Origin of the sequence: Microbacterium sp. cx-55 (genome assembly GCF_021117345.1) — a bacterium.
GTDB lineage: Bacteria > Actinomycetota > Actinomycetes > Actinomycetales > Microbacteriaceae > Microbacterium.
Genome location: NZ_CP088261.1, coordinates 1,020,951 through 1,037,185, shown reverse-complemented (window position 1 = coordinate 1,037,185; position 16,235 = coordinate 1,020,951). Strand labels below are relative to the sequence as shown.

The 16,235-nt window shown below is 68.7% G+C and carries 18 protein-coding genes; 3 read left to right on the top strand and 15 right to left on the bottom strand.

Translation table 11 applies throughout. The features are described 5' to 3' along the window. Positions 1 to 50: 50 nt before the first annotated feature. From LQ938_RS04795 to prmC, 14 genes are all read right to left on the bottom strand, one after another. Complete coding sequence (locus LQ938_RS04795) at positions 51 to 773, bottom strand: large exoprotein (protein ID WP_223723358.1); 723 nt, start codon at positions 771 to 773, stop codon at positions 51 to 53. 99 nt (positions 774 to 872) lie between these two features. Then, complete coding sequence (locus tag LQ938_RS04790; protein ID WP_223723357.1) at positions 873 to 1,634, bottom strand: YaaA family protein; 762 nt, start codon at positions 1,632 to 1,634, stop codon at positions 873 to 875. Positions 1,635 to 1,709: 75 nt separating this feature from the next. After that, complete coding sequence (locus tag LQ938_RS04785) at positions 1,710 to 1,970, bottom strand: F0F1 ATP synthase subunit epsilon (RefSeq protein WP_223723356.1); 261 nt, start codon at positions 1,968 to 1,970, stop codon at positions 1,710 to 1,712. A 2-nt stretch (positions 1,971 to 1,972) separates the two neighbouring features. After that, positions 1,973 to 3,430 (bottom strand): F0F1 ATP synthase subunit beta, encoded by a 1,458-nt coding sequence (gene atpD, locus LQ938_RS04780; protein WP_223723355.1) that lies wholly within the window; start codon positions 3,428 to 3,430, stop codon positions 1,973 to 1,975. 16 nt (positions 3,431 to 3,446) lie between these two features. Continuing rightward, positions 3,447 to 4,346: a F0F1 ATP synthase subunit gamma gene (locus tag LQ938_RS04775; RefSeq protein WP_223723354.1), complete on the bottom strand. Its 900-nt coding sequence runs from the start codon at positions 4,344 to 4,346 to the stop codon at positions 3,447 to 3,449. Between the two features lie 19 nt (positions 4,347 to 4,365). Then, a complete protein-coding gene (atpA, locus tag LQ938_RS04770) occupies positions 4,366 to 6,006 on the bottom strand; it encodes a F0F1 ATP synthase subunit alpha (protein WP_223723353.1) in 1,641 nt (546 codons plus the stop codon). Positions 6,007 to 6,082: 76 nt separating this feature from the next. After that, a complete protein-coding gene (locus tag LQ938_RS04765; RefSeq protein ID WP_223723352.1) occupies positions 6,083 to 6,874 on the bottom strand; it encodes a F0F1 ATP synthase subunit delta in 792 nt (263 codons plus the stop codon). Continuing rightward, complete coding sequence (locus tag LQ938_RS04760) at positions 6,874 to 7,431, bottom strand: F0F1 ATP synthase subunit B (RefSeq protein WP_223723351.1); 558 nt, start codon at positions 7,429 to 7,431, stop codon at positions 6,874 to 6,876. Before LQ938_RS04760 ends, LQ938_RS04765 begins: the two co-directional genes overlap by 1 nt. A 26-nt stretch (positions 7,432 to 7,457) precedes the next feature. After that, complete coding sequence (atpE, locus tag LQ938_RS04755; protein ID WP_077050257.1) at positions 7,458 to 7,694, bottom strand: F0F1 ATP synthase subunit C; 237 nt, start codon at positions 7,692 to 7,694, stop codon at positions 7,458 to 7,460. A gap of 41 nt (positions 7,695 to 7,735) precedes the next feature. After that, entirely contained in the window at positions 7,736 to 8,548 is an 813-nt protein-coding gene (gene atpB, locus LQ938_RS04750) for a F0F1 ATP synthase subunit A (RefSeq protein ID WP_223723350.1), read from the bottom strand. Between the two features lie 102 nt (positions 8,549 to 8,650). Next, positions 8,651 to 9,157 (bottom strand): hypothetical protein, encoded by a 507-nt coding sequence (locus LQ938_RS04745; protein ID WP_223723349.1) that lies wholly within the window; start codon positions 9,155 to 9,157, stop codon positions 8,651 to 8,653. Further along, a complete protein-coding gene (locus LQ938_RS04740) occupies positions 9,154 to 10,356 on the bottom strand; it encodes an MraY family glycosyltransferase (protein WP_223723348.1) in 1,203 nt (400 codons plus the stop codon). The genes LQ938_RS04745 and LQ938_RS04740 overlap by 4 nt, the downstream gene beginning before the upstream one ends. Further along, on the bottom strand, positions 10,353 to 11,051 hold the full coding sequence (locus tag LQ938_RS04735; RefSeq protein ID WP_223723347.1) for an L-threonylcarbamoyladenylate synthase: 699 nt from the start codon (positions 11,049 to 11,051) through the stop codon (positions 10,353 to 10,355). The genes LQ938_RS04740 and LQ938_RS04735 overlap by 4 nt, the downstream gene beginning before the upstream one ends. A gap of 39 nt (positions 11,052 to 11,090) precedes the next feature. Beyond that, the gene (gene prmC / locus LQ938_RS04730) at positions 11,091 to 11,987 is read right to left on the bottom strand and encodes a peptide chain release factor N(5)-glutamine methyltransferase (protein WP_223723346.1); all 897 of its coding nucleotides are present in this window, start codon (positions 11,985 to 11,987) and stop codon (positions 11,091 to 11,093) included. A 104-nt stretch (positions 11,988 to 12,091) separates the two neighbouring features. On the opposite strand from prmC, the gene cysK reads away from it, so the two are divergent. From cysK to LQ938_RS04715, 3 genes are read left to right on the top strand one after another with little or no spacing between them, the layout of a single operon-like run. Beyond that, positions 12,092 to 13,030, top strand: a complete 939-nt coding sequence (gene cysK, locus LQ938_RS04725) for a cysteine synthase A (RefSeq protein ID WP_223723345.1) — start codon at positions 12,092 to 12,094, stop codon at positions 13,028 to 13,030. Continuing rightward, entirely contained in the window at positions 13,030 to 13,608 is a 579-nt protein-coding gene (gene epsC, locus LQ938_RS04720) for a serine O-acetyltransferase EpsC (RefSeq protein ID WP_223723344.1), read from the top strand. Before cysK ends, epsC begins: the two co-directional genes overlap by 1 nt. 27 nt (positions 13,609 to 13,635) lie before the next feature. Next, positions 13,636 to 15,033 carry an amidase gene (locus LQ938_RS04715; protein ID WP_223723343.1) on the top strand — a complete coding sequence of 466 codons (1,398 nt, stop codon included), beginning with the start codon at positions 13,636 to 13,638 and terminating at the stop codon, positions 15,031 to 15,033. Between the two features lie 117 nt (positions 15,034 to 15,150). Here LQ938_RS04715 and prfA read toward each other — a convergent pair whose 3' ends face one another. Further along, complete coding sequence (prfA, locus tag LQ938_RS04710) at positions 15,151 to 16,227, bottom strand: peptide chain release factor 1 (RefSeq protein WP_223723486.1); 1,077 nt, start codon at positions 16,225 to 16,227, stop codon at positions 15,151 to 15,153. Positions 16,228 to 16,235 lie beyond the last annotated feature (8 nt).

The window sequence follows — 16,235 nt, the reverse complement described above, 5'->3', positions numbered from 1 at the left end:
TCTACGCACGAGAGCCCCCACCGTCGGTGAGGGCTCTCGTGCGGTTCGGATCAGACGCGGGGGGCGTCCGGGTCCTGCGGTGCGGGCGGCACGGGGCCGGCCGGAGGTGCGGGCGGAACGGTGCCGGCCGGAGGAGCGGGCGGGAACGTGCCCGCGGGGGGTGCCGGCGGAACGGTGCCGACGGGCGGCGCGTAGCCGCCCGGTGCGGGCTGGTAGCCAGGAGCCGGAGCGGCGTGACCGGGGGCGACGCCGGCGGAGGGCTGCACGGGGATGCCGTCCCAGACCGTCTTGTCGGCGAGGAAGCTGTTGGCCCACGGCGCGGGAGCGATCGCGGGGTTCCAGCGGTCCTTCGTGAAGGCGAGGATGCCGTACCAGATGTAGACACCGATGCCGAGGATCCAGAGCAGCAGGTAGTACCACTCCTTGTTGAGCTTCGCGCCCACGCGCCACGAGATCATCACCATAGCGGCGAGAGGCAGCAGGGCGAAGATGAAGCCCAGGACGGGGATGTTGCCGAGGATGCCGCCGGCGACGATCGTGCCGAGGAAGACCCAGGGCGAGAAGTCACCGAGCTTGGCGAAGACCAGGCTGTTGTAGACGGGCACCCAGGCACGCCACTTGCCCTGCACGCCCGCCTTTTCGAAGATCTTCATCAGGAAGAACGAGCTGATGACATAGCCGATGAGGGCGATGAAGAGGAAGATCGGGATCAGGATGAGAAAGAGCGCGGCGGCGGCTGCCGCGCTGCCCGAGTCGTCGTAGTACAGATGCATGGAAGCTTCCTGTCTCGAGGCCGAGTCCGGCCGGTCCGACGAGCACCTTGCTCGCGCCCTTCATCGTAGCGACAGGGTGACGAGTTTCCCAGCAATCGTTCAGGGTGCGCGTGGCGCCTCGAAGAGCAACCACTCCCCCGGGGTTTCCTCGACCCGATGCCCCCGCCCGCGCAGCCACTCGAGCAGCTCTCCGAGACTGCCCGGAGCCGGTTGCTCGTCCGCCAGCTCCCGCACGAGTGCGCCCTTGGCGTGCTTGTTGAAGTGGTTCAGCGCGCGGGTCGTGCCACCCGGGCCGTCCGCGACGACACGGACGAAGACGGAGGGAACCCCCGGGGGCACGGGCCCGAGACCGATATAGGCCTCCGAACGCAGGTCGACGATGAACGGCGGACCGACCTCGGCGAGAGCGGCGGTGACCGCATCCGCCCACAGTCGGCGGAGGGGCGGGAGTCCCGGAACGGATGCCGACGCCCCGAGGCGGTAGGCCGGCAGCGGATCGAGGGCGCCGACGGGCCCGAAGGGCGCGGAATGGATGAGCACGTGATCACCGAGCCAGCGACGAGCCTCCGCTCCTCGCGTCGGCGCCGAGAGCGCGTCGTAGAGCACGCCGGTGTAACGATCGACGGCCGGCATCGTCGGGGCGCCCCGCAGTGCCGCGTTCACCTCGATCTCGCCGCGCTGCTTCGGACCGAGCTTCAGTACTCGCGCGGCCACCTCGGGGTCTGCCGACAGGGCGACGAGCGCATCACGCGCCTGCGCGCGCCGAGCATCCAGTGCCGGAAGCGCAAGACGTCCGGCGGCCCACGGCGCCCCGGTCCCTCCCGGCCGCTTGGTCTCGGACGGGGGAAGAAGCAGCAGCATCCGGGTTCTCTTTCGCACGGGACGGAAAAGGCGCGCGCCGCCCGTCGAAACGAGCAGCGCGCGCCGAAAGGTGGTTCAGGAGACGAGTGTCGCGTTTCCGGCGACGACCGTCACCACGTCGTGCTCGACGGAGACGAAGCCGTCCTGCGCGTCCGCGATGACCTTGTTCCCCGAGGTCTCGGTGATGCGCACCTGACCTGCGGCGAGGATCGCGAGCACGGGCTCGTGACCGACCATGAAGCCGATCTCGCCCTCGACGGTCTTGGCCACCACGAGCGATGCTTCGCCCGACCAGACCTCCGCGTCCGCGGAGACGACGCTGACCTTGAGCGGCATGATCAGCCGTTCTCCTTCTGGATCTGAGCCCACTTGGCCTCGACGTCGGCGATACCACCGACGTTGAAGAACGCCTGCTCGGCGACGTGGTCGAACTCGCCCTTGACGATGGCGTCGAACGACTCGATGGTCTCCTTGATCGGAACCGTGGAGCCCTCGACACCGGTGAACTTCTTCGCCATGTACGTGTTCTGCGAGAGGAACTGCTGGATGCGGCGTGCCCGGGAGACGACGATCTTGTCTTCTTCGGACAGTTCGTCGACACCGAGGATCGCGATGATCTCCTGCAGTTCCTTGTTCTTCTGCAGGATCTGCTTCACCGCGGTGGCGACCCGGTAGTGGTCTTCACCGATGTAACGCGGGTCGAGGATGCGGCTGGTCGAGGTCAGCGGGTCGACGGCCGGGTAGAGGCCCTTCGACGCGATCTCGCGCGAGAGCTCGGTCGTCGCGTCGAGGTGCGCGAAGGTCGTCGCCGGAGCCGGGTCGGTGTAGTCGTCGGCCGGGACGTAGATCGCCTGCAGTGAGGTGATCGAGTGACCGCGCGTCGAGGTGATGCGTTCCTGGAGCACACCCATCTCATCGGCGAGGTTCGGCTGGTATCCCACCGCGGACGGCATGCGACCGAGCAGCGTCGAGACCTCGGAGCCGGCCTGCGTGAAGCGGAAGATGTTGTCGATGAACAACAGCACGTCCTGCTTCTGCACGTCACGGAAGTACTCCGCCATCGTCAGGGCCGACAGGGCGACGCGCAGACGCGTTCCCGGCGGCTCGTCCATCTGGCCGAACACGAGGGCGGTCTTCTCGAAGACGCCCGCCTCTTCCATCTCGTGGATGAGGTCGTTGCCCTCACGCGTGCGCTCGCCCACACCGGCGAACACCGACACACCACCGTGGTCCTGCGCAACGCGCTGGATCATCTCCTGGATGAGGACGGTCTTACCGACGCCGGCGCCGCCGAACAGGCCGATCTTCCCGCCGAGCACGTACGGCGTCAGCAGGTCGATGACCTTGATGCCGGTCTCGAACATCTGCGTCTTCGACTCGAGCTGGTCGAAGTTCGGAGCCTTGCGGTGGATGCCCCAGCGCTCGGTGATCTCGGCCTGCTCGCCGGGAGCGGCGTTCAGAACCTCGCCGAGCACGTTGAAGACCTTGCCCTTGGTGACGTCGCCGACGGGAACCGTGATGGGGCCGCCGGTGTCGCGCACCTCCTGGCCGCGGACGAGACCGTCCGTGGGCTTCAGGGCGATCGCGCGAACGAGGTCGTCGCCGAGGTGCTGGGCGACCTCGAGGGTGAGCTCGCTGGACTCCGCGCCGGGGATGGCGACGGTGGTCTTCAGCGCGTTGTAGATGTCGGGGATGGCGTCGTGGGGGAACTCGATGTCGACGACGGGGCCGGTCACGCGCGCGATGCGCCCGACGACGACGGTCTCCGTCTTCTCGGCCGTGGCGGGGATGGTCATGTCTCTTCCTCGTTTTCTACTTGCCGGACGCCAGGGCGTCGGCGCCGCCGACGATCTCGGCGATCTGCTGCGTGATCTCCGCCTGGCGTGCGTTGTTGCGCAGGCGGGTGTAGTCGGTGATGAGCTTGTCGGCGTTGTCGCTGGCCGACTTCATCGCCTTCTGCGTCGCGGCGTGCTTGGCCGCCGACGACTGCAGGAGAGCGTTGAAGACGCGGCTCTGGATGTACACCGGCAGGAGCGCGTCGAGCACGGTCGCGGGATCGGGCTCGAACTCGTACAGCGGGTACACCGCCGAATCGGTCGAACTCTCGGCCGCCTCGACGACCTCCAGCGGAAGCAGTCGCACCGTCTCGGGCGTCTGCGTCATCATGCTGACGAAGCGGTTGAAGACGAGGTGGATCTCATCCACGCCGCCACCGTCGCCGCCGCGCGTGAACGCGTCGAGCAGGGTGTCGGCGATCTCCTCGGCCGTCGAGAAGTGCGGCGTATCGGTGTCGCCCGTCCACTCGGCCGCGGCCGCCATCCGACGGAACTGGAAGTATCCGACGGCCTTGCGCCCGACCAGGTAGAAGACGGGCTCGCGGCCGAGGCTGCGCACCAGCTCTGCCTGCTCGACTCCCGCACGCAGAACCTGCGAGTTGAACGCGCCCGCGAGTCCGCGGTCGGAGGAGAAGATGACCACCGCGGAACGACGGATCGTCTCCGGCTCCCGCGTGAGCGGGTGGTCGACGTTCGAGTAGGTCGCGACGGCCGACACGGCACCCGTCACGGCTCGCGCGAAGGGAGAGGACGCGCGCACGCGCGCCATCGCCTTCTGGATGCGCGAAGCCGCGATGAGTTCCATCGCCTTCGTGATCTTCTTAGTGGTCTGCGCAGAAGCGATCTTCTGCTTGTAGACCCGGAGTTGAGCGCCCATGATTTAGATCCTCAGGCGCTCAGCCGCGACGACCCTTGACGATCTTCTCCTGGTTGACGTCCGCAGCATCCGCCGCGTCGTGCTGTTCGCTGCCCGGTGCGTCGATGGCGACGCCATCGCCCGAGCGGAACTCCAGAATGAATGCGTCAGTGGCCTTCTCGAGCTCCGCGACGGTGTCGTCGTCGAGCACGTTGGTGGCACGCAGCGTGTCGAGCACCTGCGTGTTACGACGCAGGTAGTCGAGCAGGTCGCGCTCGAAACGGAGGACGTCCTCGACCGGGATCGAGTCCAGCTTGCCCTTGGTACCGGCCCAGATCGAGACGACCTGCTCCTCGACGGGGTACGGCGAGTACTGCGGCTGCTTGAGCAGTTCGGTCAGGCGTGCACCGCGATCCAGCTGACGGCGCGAGGCCGCATCCAGGTCGGAGGCGAACATCGCGAACGCCTCGAGCGAGCGGTACTGGGCGAGCTCGAGCTTGAGCGTTCCGGAGACCTTCTTGATCGACTTCACCTGCGCGTCGCCACCCACGCGAGACACCGAGATGCCCACGTCGACGGCGGGACGCTGGTTCGCGTTGAACAGGTCGGACTGCAGGAAGATCTGGCCGTCGGTGATCGAGATCACGTTGGTCGGAATGTACGCCGAGACGTCGTTGGCCTTCGTCTCGATGATCGGCAGACCCGTCATCGAACCCGCGCCGAGCTCGTCGGACAGCTTCGCGCAACGCTCCAGCAGACGGGAGTGCAGGTAGAAGACGTCACCCGGGTACGCCTCGCGGCCCGGCGGGCGGCGGAGGAGGAGCGACACGGCACGGTAGGCCTCGGCCTGCTTCGACAGGTCATCGAAGATGATCAGGACGTGCTTGCCGCCGTACATCCAGTGCTGGCCGATCGCGGAGCCGGTGTAGGGCGCGAGGTACTTGAAGCCGGCGGGGTCGGATGCGGGGGCCGCGACGATGGTCGTGTACGCCATCGCGCCGGCGTCCTCGAGGGCGCCCTTGACCGAAGCGATCGTGGAGCCCTTCTGGCCGATCGCGACGTAGATGCAGCGCACCTGCTTGTCGACGTCGCCGGACTCCCAGTTCGCCTTCTGGTTGATGATCGTGTCGATCGCGATCGCCGTCTTGCCGGTCTGGCGGTCGCCGATGATCAGCTGGCGCTGGCCGCGGCCGACCGGGATCATCGCGTCGATGGCCTTGATGCCGGTCTGCAGGGGCTCGTGCACGCTCTTGCGCTGCATGACGCCGGGCGCCTGGAGCTCGAGCGCACGACGACCCTCGGCCTCGATCGGGCCGAGGCCGTCGATCGGGGTTCCGAGCGGGTCGACCACGCGACCGAGGAAGCCGTCGCCGACGGGCGTGGAGAGCACCTCACCGGTACGGGAGACGGGCTGTCCGGCCTCGATGCCGGCGAACTCGCCGAGGACGACGACACCGATCTCGTGCTCGTCGAGGTTCTGCGCCAGGCCGAGCGTGCCGTCCTTGAACGTCAGCAACTCGTTCGCCATCACGCCGGGCAGTCCCTCGACGTGGGCGATGCCGTCTGCCGCGTCGACGACGGTGCCGACCTCGGCTGCCGCAGCCCCGGTGGGCTCGTACGCCGCGACGAAGTCCTTCAGGGCGTCACGGATGACGTCGGGGCTGATGGAGATGTCTGCCATTGTCTTCCTTCGGTTCATGGGGCCTCGGCCCCGAAGTCTCCGCCGTGCCGTCGGGCGACGGGCGGGAAGTCTGTAATCAGCCGGCGAGACGCTGGCGGAGGTCGGCGAGCCTCGCGGAGATGCTCGCGTCGATGACGTCGTCCGCGATCTGCACGCGCAGTCCGCCCACGATCGTCGGGTCGATGACGGTGTTCAGCGAGATCTCGCTGCCGTAACGCTGGGCGAGCGCGCTCTTCAGGCGATCGATCTGCGCACCGTCGAGCGGCTTAGCCGTGATGACCGTCGCGACCGTGCGCGAACGCTGGTCGGCAACGATCGACATGGCGCGGGTCAGCAGCTGACGCACCCGGCGGTCCCGAAGATCGCGCACGATCGAGGAGACGACGAGAATCGCCGCGTCGCTCGCGCGTCCGGCGAGCAGGGTGGTGACCAGCGAGCCCTTCGCCGACTCATCGCCCAGCCGACTGCCGAGCGCGAGTTCGAGCTCGTGGTTGTCGGCGATGGTGCGCGAGAACCGGAAGAGTTCACCCTCGAGGTCGACATCGGCGGCGGCGACCGAGGCGGCGCGCAGGGCGAGCTCCTCGATGCCGTCGATCATGTCGGACGCCGACGACCACCGCTCGGCGGTGACCGCCGAGAGCAGCGCCACGCTCGTCGAGGAGAGCACGGGGCCGAATACGGCCGCCACGACCTGCGCGCGCGCCGTCGACGGCGCCGCGGCATCCGCGAGCGCCGACGACAGGTGCAGCGAGCCGCTGACCGCGCGAGCGGCCTGGAAGAGCTCGCTCGCGACGGTCAGATCGACACCGGATGCGGCGTTGAGCGCCGCAGTCGTCGCGCCGAGTGCGTGCGTGGTCGCACTGCCCATTACTTGGTCGCCTTCTCGGAGGCTTCGAGGTCGGCCAGGAAACGGTCGACGACACCCTGAGCGGTCGCGTCGTCGTTCAGCTTCTCGCCGATGACTCCGCCGGCGAGGTCGAGGGCCAGAGTGCCCACCTCGCTCCGCAGCGACACCAGAGCGGTCTGACGCTCGGCCTCGATCTGGGTGTGCGCCTGCGCGGTGATGCGAGCGGCCTCGGCCGCGGCCGCATCCTTCGCTTCGCCGACGATCTTCTTGCCGTCCTCACGGGCGGCCTCACGGATCTCACCGGCTTCCTTGCGGGCCTCGGAAAGCTGCGCAGTGTACTCCTCGAGCGCGGCCTCAGCCTGTCGCTGCGCTTCATCCGCCTTCGCGATGTTGCCCTCGATGGCCGCAGCGCGCTCGTCGAGCAGCTTCTGCATCCGGGGCAGCACGACGCGCCAGAAGACGAACAGGATGACGACGAAGCACACCGCCGACCAGACGATGTCGTACACAGCGGGGATGAGCGGGCTCGGGGCCGTTTCTTCCTCCGCGTGCGCGAGAGTGACAAGAGCGTTCAGCATCCTGTCTCCTTACTGGTTGCGTCTGATTAGAAGCCGAAGATGAAGCCGGTGGCGATACCGATGAAGGCGAGCGCCTCGGTGAAGGCGATACCGATGAACATCAGCACCTGAAGGCGGCCGGCGAGCTCGGGCTGACGAGCAACACCCTCGATCGTCTTGCCGACGACGATGCCCACGCCGATGGCGGGGCCGATGGCGGCGAGGCCGTAGCCGACGGTCGCGATCGAGCCGGTCACCTGGGCGAGAACCGTAGTTGCGTCCACGGGGGTTTTCCTTTCGTAGTGGGCGGCGGATGCCGTCCCGATCAGTGCTCTTCCGCCACCGCGAGCTGGATGTAGACCGCGGTAAGGATGGCGAAGACGTATGCCTGGAGGAAGGCCACCAGGAGTTCGAAGAGGGTGAAGACGAAGCCGAACGCGAGCGTTCCGGCCCCGAGAGCCGTCCAGAGTCCACCCATCGAGAAGATGAAGAACTGCGTGGCGGCGAAGAACAGCACCAGCATGAGGTGCCCGACGATCATGTTCATCAGCAGACGCAGCGTCAGAGTGACGGGGCGGATGATGAAAGTCGAGAGGAACTCGAGCGGGATGATGATGATGTAGAGCGGCCACGGCACGCCCGAAGGCATGAGCGAGTTCTTGAAGAAGGCACCCGGGTTCTTCTTGATGCCGGCGTAGATGAAGGTGACGTACGCGACGACCGCCAGCAGCAGGGGAACCGCGATGACGCTCGTTCCGGCGATGTTCAGGAACGGGATGATGCCCGTCACGTTCATGAACAGGATCATGAAGAACAGCGTCGTGAGGATCGGCAGGAAGCGGTTGCCGTCCTTGCGCCCCAGCAGGTCGTGCGCGATGTTGACGCGGACGAAGTCCAGACCCATCTCGATGACGCTCTGGAAGCGGGTCGGCACGAGTCGCATGCGACGCGTTCCCACCACGAAGAGGATGATCAGTGCCGCCGCAGCGAGCATCTGGATGAGGTTGATTCGCGTGATCGCGAATGGACTGCCCTCGAACAGGAGAGCGTCGGGGAAGAACTCCCAGATGGACGGAGCGTGGAACTCGTCCGAGGACTCGGCGTTGGCGATCAGTGTCGCAGCGTGACTAAACAGCACAGGCTCCAGCTTCGGGGCATCGGTGTGGACCGTTGCGACGATGGTCGGTTTTCACCGCACGCTGGCACTCAGGCGCTCGCGGTCGGGTGCGGGACAACACTATCAAACTCCTGAGGCTGCGTCGCCCGCCTCCGGGTTCGGAGTGCGCCGCTCCCCCTCTTCGACGTCGGTGGGGAGCCTCATGTCGCTGACATTGGGCAGCCGCATCCGCATCATCACGACGACGTCGATCACGAGCGAGGCGACCACGCTGACGACGAGCGCCAGCAGGAACACCATCGGAACGATCCAGGACTGACCCCGGAGCAGCACGAGAGCGACGATGAACAGGACCAGCTTCAGAATCCAGCCGCCGAGCACGATTCCGAAGAAGATCGGCACGTACAGCTCATCGCCGAACCAGCGATTGGCGATCAGGATGCTGGCGGCCGTGATGCCGAGGAAGATCGCCGCCACCAGCACTCCCGACAGTGCACTCCACAGCCCGGGGGTGCCAGCCGTCAGGAACCCGACGATCCCACCGATCACGACGAGCGCCGCCGTCATCACTCCCGACCACACCAGGGCGGTGCGCAGGATCGGGGTACTGGACACGGTGGGGGTCGTCATGGGGTCTCCTGCGGTGAGGGGCCGTCGGCGGCCGGAGCGGCGGCCGGAGGGACTCCGGCCGGAGCGGATGCGGGGATGCGCCGGCGCGCCGGCAGCAGCGTGACGACGAGACAGGCCGAGATGCCCACCACGCCGAAGGCGACGCCGATCCAGTACTGGCCGAACCAGTCCTCACGGGTCGCGATGTACATGAGAAGCACCGCGATGCCGATCACGGCGGTCCACGCGTAGAAGATGAGCACCGCGGCACGGTCGCTGTGGCCCATGTCGAGCATCCGGTGATGGAGGTGCTTCCGATCGGGCGAGAACGGGGACTTGCCCGCGCGCATCCGTCGGAGGACCGCCGAGCCGAAGTCGAGGAGCGGCAGAGTGACGACCGCGATCGGCAGCAGGATCGGGATGAACGCGCCGAGCAGTTGCGAGCGGCCGAACTGCTCGGGGTCGAGGGTTGCGGGGTTCAGCTGGCCGGTGATCGCGATGGCGGACGTCGCCATCAGGAGGCCCAGCATGAGCGCCCCCGAATCGCCCATGAACATCTTCGCGCGGTTCCAGTTGAACGGGAGGAACCCGGCGCAGGCCCCGACCAGCACGACCGCGATGAACGAGGCCAGGTTGAAGTACGTGCTGGAGCCGATGTCGCGGGTGAGGACGTAGGAGTAGACGAAGAAGATCCCGTTCGAGATCAGACAGACGCCCGCGACCAGGCCGTCCAGACCGTCGATGAAGTTGACGGCGTTCATCACGACGACGATCGCGAACACCGTGAGCACGAAGCTCATGGCGCTGGACCCGATCGTCAGCCCGCCGATCGGCAACGCGTAGATCTGCATCTCGCCGAACCACGCGATGATGCCGGCGGCGAGGAACTGCGCGCCGAGCTTGATCATCCAGTCGAGGTCCCAGAGGTCATCGGCGATACCGACCAGCACGATCAGGAGCGTCGCCCCGAGGATCGAGAGGACGGGCATCGGATCGGCCCAGAAAATGGAGAAGAACGGATTCTGCGACGAGATCGCGAAGGCCGCCAGTACGCCGAGGAACATCGCGATTCCGCCGAGTCGCGGCGTCGGACGCGTATGCACATCGCGATCGCGGATCGGCGGATGCAGCTTGTACCGGATGGCGATCCGCCACACGGCCCACGACAGACCGAAAGTGACGAGCGCCGTGACGGCGGTGATCAGCAGGTACTGCTTCACGCGGGACCGTCCGCGCCCGCGCTTTCGTCGTGTTCCGGTTCGAGGACGTCTCCGAGCACGCGGTGGAGTTCGTCGTAGGAGATGATGCCGCGGCGGAGCAGGCGCACGCGCCCCTCTCCCCCGTGCGCGATGGCGGTGGCGTCGATGATCGTGGACGGCACGCCGTTCGCGCTGGAACCGCCGTCGAGGTACACCTGCACGCTGTCACCCAGCATGTCGCGGGCGGAATACGCGTCGACCGCCGCGGGCTGGCCCGTGAGGTTGGCGCTCGAGACCGCGAGCGGACCCGTCTCTTCCAGGAGCTCGAGGGCGAGGCGGTGGGCCGGCATCCGCACAGCGACCGTGCCGCGCGTCTCGCCGAGGTCCCAGGAGAGGGACTGCTGCGCCGGGAGCACGATGGTGAGTCCTCCGGGCCAGGCGGACTCGATCAGCCGTTCGATGGGCGCCGGCACGTCGCTGACGAGCGCACGGACCGTCGTCAGGCCCGCGACCAGCACCGGTGGCGGCTGCTGCCGACCGCGGCCCTTCGCCGCGAGGAGTGCGGCGACGGCGGAGGGGTTGAAGGCGTCGGCGGCGACGCCGTAGACCGTGTCGGTGGGCATGACGATGAGCTCGCCACGGCCGATCGCGTGGCGCGCCTGACGCATGCCGGCGAGCAGCTGTGCCTCGTCCTGGCAGTCGAAGAATGTGGACATGACCGGGTCAGTCTACGCGGAGGAGAGCTCCGGCTCCCCTCACGCCCGCAGCGCGGTCGTGGCGCGGTCGCGCATCGTCAGGTCGGGATGGGTCGCCGCGGCGAGCCATCCCGCCGCGGTCAGCACACCGCGCACCGACGGTCCCTGCAGTTCGCCGTGCTCGATCACGATCGTGCCGCCCGGGTGCACCAGTCGGCGGCCGACCTCCGCGAGCACGCGCACGACATCGAGGCCATCGGCCCCGCCGTACAGCGCGTGCGGCGGATCGTAGCGACGCACCTCGGGATCGCGCGGCACGGCCGCATCCGGAACATACGGGGGGTTCGACACGAGCACCGAGACGGTCCCGTCGAGCTCGGGGAACGCGTCGGCAAGGTCGATGAAGGCCAGCCGCGCGTTGTCGGCGCCGACCCGCGCGAAGTTCTCCTTCGTCCAGACGAAGGCGTCGACCGAGTTCTCGGCGGCGTGCACCCGCGCGTGCGGCACCTCGGTCGCCAGCGCCAGGGCGATCGCGCCCGAACCCGTGCCGAGATCGACCGCGACGGGAGCAGGGGAGGCGCTGGCCCGGAGGGCGTCGATCGCGATCTGCGCGACCATCTCGGTCTCGGGGCGGGGGACGAAGACGCCCGGGCCCACGGCGAGCGAGAGGTGACGGAAGTACGCGACACCGGTCAGGTGCTGGAGCGGCTCCCGCGCCGCGCGGCGGGCCGCGAGGTCGGCCAGGCGACCATCCAGGTCGGCGTCGAGCACGTCGCCACGAATCGCGGCGGCCTGCACTTCTCCGCGCCCGGCGCCGAGCAGGTGCCCGAGCAGCAGCTCCGCATCCACCTGCGGATCGACGATGCCCGCGCGCGCGAACAGCGCGACGGTCTCGGCGAGTGCGGACGAGAGCGACCGCGTCCCGCCGGGGCAGGGGGAAAGAACGGATGCAGACATGGCTCCGTCCAGAATAGTCGCCCGGCCGTCACAGACGGCCCACTCCCCTGCCGCTCCCCTAGGCTGGCAGGGCTCGTACGCACGTTTCCGAAAGGCAGGCGCACATGCCCGGGATCCATTCCGACATCACTTCGGCGTTCGGCAATACGCCGCTCGTCCGACTCAATCGCATCGCCGCGGGCGTCGATGCCCAGATCCTCGCGAAGCTCGAGTTCTACAACCCGGTGTCGAGCGTCAAGGACCGCCTCGGCATCGCCATCGTCGACGCCGCGGAAGCCTCCGGGCAGCTGGCCGCCGGCGGCACGATCGTCGAATCCACCAGCGGCAACACCGGGATCGCGCTGGCGATGGTGGGCGCGGCACGCGGCTACCGCGTGATTCTCACGATGCCCGCCTCGATGTCGAAGGAACGTCGGACGCTCCTCAAGGCGTTCGGCGCCGAGCTGGTGCTCACCGACCCGACCAAGGGCATGTCCTACGCCGTCGACGAGGCGAAGCGCATCGTCGCCGAGACCCCGGGCGCCGTGTGGGCCCGGCAGTTCGAGAACGAGGCGAATCCGGCCATCCACCGGGCGACGACCGCCGAGGAGATCCTGCGCGACACCGACGGCAAGGTCGACTACTTCGTCGCGGGCATCGGCACCGGCGGCACGATCACGGGTGTCGGCGAAGTGCTGAAGGAGAAGGTTCCGGGCGTCAAGATCGTCGCCGTCGAACCCGCCGACTCCCCCATCCTGACCAAGGGTCACCCCGGACCGCACAAGATCCAGGGCATCGGCCCGAACTTCGTGCCCGCGATCCTCAACCGCGACATCATCGACGAGGTCATCGACGTCGAGTTCGACGACGCGATCCGCGTGGCGCGCGAGACCGCCACCCAGGACGGGATCCTCGTCGGCATGTCGAGCGGCGCGGCGATCTGGGCGGCGCTGCAGATCGCCGCGCGTCCCGAGGCGGCCGGAAAGAACATCGTCGTGATCATCCCGTCGGCGGGCGAGCGCTATCTGTCGACGGCGCTCTACGAGCACCTCCGCGACGAGTGATGGCGATCCGGGCCGCCGCATCCCGCATCCGAGAAGACCTGGCGGCGGCGCGACTGCGTGATCCCGCCGCGCGCGGCTCGCTCGAGATCGCCCTGCTGTACCCGGGACTCCACGCGATCTGGGCGCACCGGGTGTGGCATGCGCTGTGGCGGCGCGGGTTCCGGTTCGCGGCGCGGGCGGGCTCGCAGATCACGCGCTGGCTGACCGGCATCGAGATCCACCCCGGCGCGCAGATCGGTCGCCGATTCTTCATCGACCACGGGATGGGCGTCGTGATCGGCGAGACCGCCGAGGTCGGCGACGACGTCATGCTCTACCACGGGGTGACCCTCGGCGGACGTCAGCGCGAGGGCGGCAAACGCCACCCGACGCTCGGCGACGGCGTGGCCGTCGGTGCGGGCGCCAAGGTCCTCGGGCCCGTCCTCATCGGCGCGCACAGCGTGATCGGAGCGAATGCCGTCGTCACGAAGGATGCGGCGCCTGACAGCGTGCTCGTGGGTGTGCCCGCGAGATCGCGCCAGCGCCGTGCCGGCGAAGACACCCGCGCGCTGCTGATGGCGCCCGAGTACAGCATCTGACCCGCCCGCCGCGGATACGCTCGGATCATGACGGCGCTGCACGATCTTCCCGCGATCGAGCTGTCCCGGATGCTGCGCGACCGCGAGGTCGATCCGGTCGCGCTCACGGCCCATTACCTGCAACGCATCGCCGCAATCGATGACCGCGTGGGAGCGTTCGTGGAGGTCACGGCGGATCGCGCGCTCGCCCAGGCCGCGCAGGCCGATGCCGCGGTCGCCGGGCCGCTCCGGGGAATGCCGCTCGCCGATAAAGACCTGGTCGCCCGCGCGGGGGTGCCGACGCGGTACGGCTCGCGGGCGCGACGCGACTTCGTCCCGGAGCGCTCCGACGAGCTCGCTGCGGCGCTCGACACCGCGGGAGCGGTGAATCTCGGGAAGACGGCGACGCCCGAGTTCGGCCTCACGGGCTACACCGAGACCTCGTTCACTCCCCCGACACGCGATCCGTGGAACACCGCCCACGGCGCCGGAGGGTCGAGCGGCGGCGCAGCCGCGGCCGTCGCGGCCAGCCTCCTCCCCCTGGCCGTGGGTTCGGACGGCGGCGGTTCGATCCGCATCCCGGCCGCGACGGTCGGGATCGTCGGACTGAAGCCCTCCCGCGGACGGATGCCGATCGGTTCTGGCATCGACTCGCTCGCCGGCCTCGCTGTCACCGGCCCGCTGGCGCGGACGGTGGCGGATGCGGCGTTCCTCGCGGACGCGCTCCACACGCTGCGGCCGCATCCGTTCGCCCTCACCGCCCCGGACCCGGGGCCTCTGCTGCCCGCCGCGCTCGCGCCGCGCGACGGATTGCGCGTCGGCGTCACCACGGTCTCGCCGTGGGACGACGACGAGCAGATCGAGCTCGACCCCGCCGCGCGCGCCGCGGTGGAGCACGCCGCGGCCGTGCTGTCTGCGGCAGGGACGGGCGTCGACGAGTTCCGGTGGGCGCCCGTCGGCTACGCCGAGATGTTCCGCACGATCTGGCGCGCGAGCGCCGCCCGCCTCCCGCTGTCGGAGGCGGACCTCGCGCTCGTCGAACCCATCACGGCGTGGTTGGTGCAGGAGGGCCGGGCTCTGCCCGCCACCCGGCTCCTCGACGCGTTGGCGTCCGCGGCGGCGTTCGAACGTCAGACGATCGCCGCATTCGCGCCGTTCGATGCGGTTCTGACTCCGGCGCTGGCGCAGAGTCCGCGCCCGATCGGCTGGTACGACCGCGAGAACGCCGAGCGCAATTTCGCGCAGCAGGTGCAGTACGCGCCATACAGCAGCTTCGTCAACGTCGCGGGGCTGCCGGCGATCACGGTTCCGGTGACGACGGATGGCGACGGCCACCCCGTCTCGGTGCAGCTCGTGGGTCGACCGGGCGGCGAAGCGGCGATCGTGTCGCTCGCGGCCGTGCTCGAGGCGCACCGGGGCGCGCTTCCGCATCCGCCGCTCTGGTAGCCCCGCGCCCCGTCCCCGTTGCGCCGTTCCCTCACCCTCGTCGAGCCGTGTTCACTCGCGATGGAGAGCGGCGCGGCGCGCGAGGCGGCGCAGCGGCGGCGCAGCGGACGGGGTGGGTCAGTCGCCGGCGAGGGCGGCGAGCCGCGCCTCTTCGTCGGCGACGATCGCCGATTCGATGATCGGCTCGAGCGCGCCGTCCATCACCTGATCGAGGTTGTAGGCCTTGTACCCGGTGCGGTGGTCGGCGATGCGGTTCTCCGGGAAGTTGTAGGTACGGATGCGTTCCGACCGGTCCATCCCGCGGATCTGCGAGCGGCGGGCATCGGATGCGGCCGCATCCCGCTCCTCCTGCTGACGCGCCAGCAGACGCGCGCGGAGGACCCGCATGCCGGCCTCGCGGTTCTGCAGCTGAGACTTCTCGTTCTGCATCGACACGACGATCCCGGTGGGGACGTGCGTGATGCGGACGGCGGAGTCCGTGGTGTTGACCGACTGTCCGCCCGGACCCGAGGAGCGGAAGACGTCGATCTTCAGGTCGTTCGGGCTGATCGCGACCTCGTCGGGTTCGTCGACCTCGGGGAAGACGAGCACGCCGGTCGTCGAGGTGTGGATGCGCCCCTGCGACTCGGTGGCCGGCACCCGCTGCACGCGGTGCACGCCGCCCTCGTACTTGAGGTGCGCCCAGACCCCCTGAGCCGGGTCCGCGGACGAGCCCTTGATGGCGACCTGCACGTCCTTGTAGCCGCCGAGGTCGGATTCGGTGCGCTCGAGGAGCTCCGTCTTCCAGCCCTTGGCGGCGGCGTACTGCAGGTACATGCGCAGCAGATCCGCGGCGAACAGGGCGCTTTCCGCGCCGCCCTCGCCGCCCTTGATCTCCATGATCACGTCACGCGCGTCATCCGGGTCCCGCGGGATGAGGAGTCGCCGTAGCTTCTCCTGCGTCGCATCGACCTTCTGCTCGAGCGCGGGGACCTCTTCGGCGAACGCGGCGTCCTCGCCCGCGAGCTCGCGCGCGGCCTCGAGGTCATCCGCTGCCGCCACCCAGGCCTCGTATGCGTGCACGATCTTGGAGAGCTCCGCGTACCGGCGGTTGACCCGCTTCGCGCGCGCAGCATCCGCGTGGACGGCCGGGTCGGAGAGTTCCTCCTGGACGGCTTTGTGCTCGTCCAGGAGGCCCTTCACGGACTCGAACATGCCGGTGT

What these genes read in the sequence shown, in the direction of transcription:
- LQ938_RS04745 (WP_223723349.1), bottom strand. Translation starts at nt 9,157, where the DNA reads ATGACGACCCCCACCGTGTCCAGTACCCCGATCCTGCGCACCGCCCTG.
- LQ938_RS04795 (WP_223723358.1), bottom strand. Translation starts at nt 773, where the DNA reads ATGCATCTGTACTACGACGACTCGGGCAGCGCGGCAGCCGCCGCCGCG.
- atpD (WP_223723355.1), bottom strand. Translation starts at nt 3,430, where the DNA reads ATGACCATCCCCGCCACGGCCGAGAAGACGGAGACCGTCGTCGTCGGG.
- LQ938_RS04790 (WP_223723357.1), bottom strand. Translation starts at nt 1,634, where the DNA reads ATGCTGCTGCTTCTTCCCCCGTCCGAGACCAAGCGGCCGGGAGGGACC.
- LQ938_RS04775 (WP_223723354.1), bottom strand. Translation starts at nt 4,346, where the DNA reads ATGGGCGCTCAACTCCGGGTCTACAAGCAGAAGATCGCTTCTGCGCAG.
- LQ938_RS04785 (WP_223723356.1), bottom strand. Translation starts at nt 1,970, where the DNA reads ATGCCGCTCAAGGTCAGCGTCGTCTCCGCGGACGCGGAGGTCTGGTCG.
- atpA (WP_223723353.1), bottom strand. Translation starts at nt 6,006, where the DNA reads ATGGCAGACATCTCCATCAGCCCCGACGTCATCCGTGACGCCCTGAAG.
- LQ938_RS04735 (WP_223723347.1), bottom strand. Translation starts at nt 11,051, where the DNA reads ATGTCCACATTCTTCGACTGCCAGGACGAGGCACAGCTGCTCGCCGGC.
- LQ938_RS04715 (WP_223723343.1), top strand. Translation starts at nt 13,636, where the DNA reads ATGACGGCGCTGCACGATCTTCCCGCGATCGAGCTGTCCCGGATGCTG.
- prmC (WP_223723346.1), bottom strand. Translation starts at nt 11,987, where the DNA reads ATGTCTGCATCCGTTCTTTCCCCCTGCCCCGGCGGGACGCGGTCGCTC.
- prfA (WP_223723486.1), bottom strand. Translation starts at nt 16,227, where the DNA reads ATGTTCGAGTCCGTGAAGGGCCTCCTGGACGAGCACAAAGCCGTCCAG.
- epsC (WP_223723344.1), top strand. Translation starts at nt 13,030, where the DNA reads ATGGCGATCCGGGCCGCCGCATCCCGCATCCGAGAAGACCTGGCGGCG.
- cysK (WP_223723345.1), top strand. Translation starts at nt 12,092, where the DNA reads ATGCCCGGGATCCATTCCGACATCACTTCGGCGTTCGGCAATACGCCG.
- LQ938_RS04760 (WP_223723351.1), bottom strand. Translation starts at nt 7,431, where the DNA reads ATGCTGAACGCTCTTGTCACTCTCGCGCACGCGGAGGAAGAAACGGCC.
- LQ938_RS04765 (WP_223723352.1), bottom strand. Translation starts at nt 6,874, where the DNA reads ATGGGCAGTGCGACCACGCACGCACTCGGCGCGACGACTGCGGCGCTC.